Source organism: Rhodopirellula sp. JB055 (assembly GCF_043100905.1).
Taxonomy (GTDB): Bacteria; Planctomycetota; Planctomycetia; order Pirellulales; family Pirellulaceae; genus Rhodopirellula.
Window position 1 is genome coordinate 1 of the sequence record NZ_JBICHO010000046.1, and the last position, 3,320, is coordinate 3,320.

The 3,320-nt window shown below is 56.6% G+C and carries 2 protein-coding genes and 1 pseudogene; 2 read left to right on the forward strand and 1 reads right to left on the reverse strand.

Translation table 11 applies throughout. The features are described 5' to 3' along the window. Positions 1-235, reverse strand: a pseudogene (locus tag ACF8AM_RS01750) (fatty acid desaturase); the annotation flags it as partial. A 240-nt stretch (positions 236-475) separates the two neighbouring features. Here ACF8AM_RS01750 and ACF8AM_RS01755 point away from each other — a divergent pair. Continuing rightward, on the forward strand, positions 476-1,780 hold the full coding sequence (locus ACF8AM_RS01755) for an NAD(P)/FAD-dependent oxidoreductase (protein WP_392553983.1): 1,305 nt from the start codon (positions 476-478) through the stop codon (positions 1,778-1,780). Positions 1,781-1,850: 70 nt separating this feature from the next. After that, positions 1,851-3,320: adenylate/guanylate cyclase domain-containing protein (locus ACF8AM_RS01760; RefSeq protein ID WP_392553984.1), on the forward strand; the 1,470-nt coding region annotated here is incomplete at its 3' end.

A 3,320-nucleotide genomic window follows, 5' to 3' on the forward strand; every position in this document is an offset into this window, starting at 1 on the left:
AAAGAATCAACGTCAATACATAACAAACGGCCATCCCCGTCCAAACCAACGGCGTGAAACCGTAAAACCAAGGCAGCAAAAAGATGCCGTGCAAGAACACATGCCCCACCAAAATTGAGCATAAAAAGTCCACCCAATAGACGGCCTGATTGGGGCGTTGCAGGTCTCCAATGAGCGCACGCGCCTCTGAAAAACGGAATGCGTCGGCCGGGGCGTCAGGACTGGAACTGCTCATTTCACTTTGAGAAAAAAGGGGTTGTGAACGAGTCATTGTTAGTAAGGTAAGATCACAGTTAGTTAATCAAGCTACAAAATGCAATTCGGATTCACGGTTCTGCCCCACCAAATGGCGGACACCGCGACATCATGCCCCACCGCAGGACGCTCAGAAGCCGGAATTCGTATCCTCGAATGCCCCGCCCGTCCCTGCAAAGAATGACACCGGCTCTCTCGGAACCGAAAGGACTCAGGAACTTTGACACCAGCAGAAATCCCATCGACCGCCCCGCATGTCGTCGTCGTTGGTGCCGGAGCCGCTGGGATGATGGCTGCCGCCGAAGCCGCTCGAGCCGGTGCCCGTGTCACGTTGCTCGAAAAAAACACCAAAACAGGCGTCAAAATCCTGATGTCGGGCGGAACTCGCTGCAACATCACGCATGACACCGACGCCAAAGGGATCACACAAGCGTTCGATCACGCGAAACGTTTTTTGCAGCCAAGCATCGGTCGATTCGGTCCTTCCGATGTCATTGAGATGTTCCATTGTCTCGGTGTGGAAACCAAACGCGAAGAGACCGGCAAGATTTTCCCGGTCAGCAACCGGGCGGTGGACGTTCGAGACGCGTTGCAACGCTCCATGTTGGATGCGGGAGTCCGCTTGGAACTCCGCTGCTCCGTGAAAAGAATCCAACCGCCCTCAGGCGATCAGAGCCAATGGAACATTGCCACCGAACTCAACGGGAATCCCCAAACGTTCTTGGCCGACCGAGTCATCGTCACCACCGGTGGCAAAAGCTGGCCCGGATGTGGAACCACGGGCGACGGATACGATTGGTTGCGTGCGTTGGGGCACACCATCGTGGCGCCACGCCCAGCACTGGTTCCTCTGGTTGGCGGCACTGAGACGACTCATGCTCTTTCCGGGCTGACGTTGCCAGACGTCAACGTCTCCGTCTTTACCTCGGACCATCGCTCGGGCAAAAAACCAAAGGTGGAACGTCGTTCTTCCTGGTTGTTCACTCACTTTGGTTTCTCAGGTCCTGCCGCGATGGACGTCAGTGGGGTGATGACCGCTTACGATCGAATCCAAGACGCCAAGATGCGTCTGGACCTCACTCCACAAATCAGCGAAGCCGAAATTCGCGATGTCTTGAGCAAGCGATCAGGCGACGCCGGAAAGCGAACCGTTGTGAACACGATTCAGCAATGGGTCCCTTCTCGGTTGGCGCTCGCCATTTGCGAACAAAGTCACCCGGCAAACGTGCATTGCAAATTGGCGGAACTTCCCGGCAAAGAATGCAATCTCCTGATTGAAAAACTCAAACGTTGGCACTTGCCTGTCAATGGAACACGAGGGTTTGCCAAGGCAGAAGTCACCGCCGGTGGTGTCCAGCTCAGTGAAGTCGACCCCCGTACCATGCAAAGCCGCGTTCAAGACGGCTTGTACATCGCAGGTGAGATCCTCGATGTGGATGGCTGGATCGGTGGCTACAATTTCCAGGCTGCGTTCAGCACCGGACGCGCCGCAGGAAGGGCTGCCGCACATGGGCATGACACCTAGCAATCATTCCAGTTGAATACTGTCGCGTCCCAAACCTGTCCCATGCTTGATTCACGGAAGTCCTTCGCACATGCCTGATTTGATCGCTCAAGGGACCGGGGATGGCTTCCGATGGCGGAAGGGACTTCCCGAACTGGTTGCCGGTGCCGAAGTGCTGTTGGGGCGCAAAGCGTCCGGCACGCCCGAACCCGTCGATGTTCCTCTGTCGACCAACTCCGCGGCGGACACAGACACCGCCGACCCCAATCTGCCCGACCACGCAAACCTTCCTCAGCGTGATCGACGCCGAACCCGAACCATTCACTGGCAAGTCCCCTGGGATCCGTCCATTTCGCGATGCCATGCGATCCTGACGGTGCTGAGCAACGATCGCATTCAAGTTCACCGGGATGCTCGGGCACGCAACCCCATCTTTTTCCGAGGACGTCCGCGAGACCGGTTTGTCGTCGTTCCCGGTGAACACTTCGTGATCGGAGAAACGACATTCACACTTGCCCGTCGCCCTGGATTCACCGATCAAGTCGGCACGGCCCCTCGCGATCGATCCATTCAAGACCGAGCGGTCGATTCTTCCACCCCGCGTCCTGGCCCCCTTCCGCACGCTCAGCAACCTGACTGGCAAAGCAACGCTGAAGGCGTTACCGAAATGGCCTTCGCCGCTTCCGCATTGCGAGACAGAGATTTTCGCGATACCCGGCGACGCATTCAATTGCTCGCACGCCTTCCTGACATCGTTGCTGGCAGCGTCGACGATGAAGAACTCTTGGTGCGAGTATCAGACACTTTGCTGCGGGCCACACCTTCTGCATCGGCGGTCGCAATCGTTCGCGCCCAAATCACCGATCGATCCGGGGTCGACGAACCAGACGCCGATGACAGGAACGCCACCGAATCAGCATCTTCCGTGTCGGCATCCGACATGAAGGTGCTGCACTACGATTGCCGTGAGAATGACCTGCAACAACATGCCGTCAGTTCACGGTTGGTTACCACCGCATTGCAGCGCCGAGAAAGCGTCTTGCATCTATGGGAAACAGAACGCAGTGGCAGCATCGAATTCACCGCCGCTGAAAATGTTGACTGGGCATTCTGTGTCCCACTCCGAAGTGAAGCCTGTGCCGGATGGGCCATCTATGTCGCAGGATCACGAGCCTTGGGATCCAATTGGAAGGAACTGGCCGACGACTCAGCGACTTTGGCTGATCGGTTGGGCGATGATGTGAAGTTTGCCGAAGTCGTGGGCTCATTGATCTCAGGAATTCGGCAAACATCACATTTCCAACAACGTCACTTGGCGATGCGTCGCTTCTTCGCCCCCGTGGTGCTGGATGCGCTCTCAGGTCAAGACCCACAAAGCTGGCTTCAACCTCGACAGTGCGATCTCTCCGTCATGTTCTGTGACCTCCGCGGATTTTCGCGAACGTCAGAAATGAAGAGCGATCAACTGCTGCTTTTGCTTGAACAAGTCAGTGCGGCACTTGGTGTGATGACACGCCACATCCTCGACACAGGAGGCGTGATCGGTGACTTCCATGGGGAT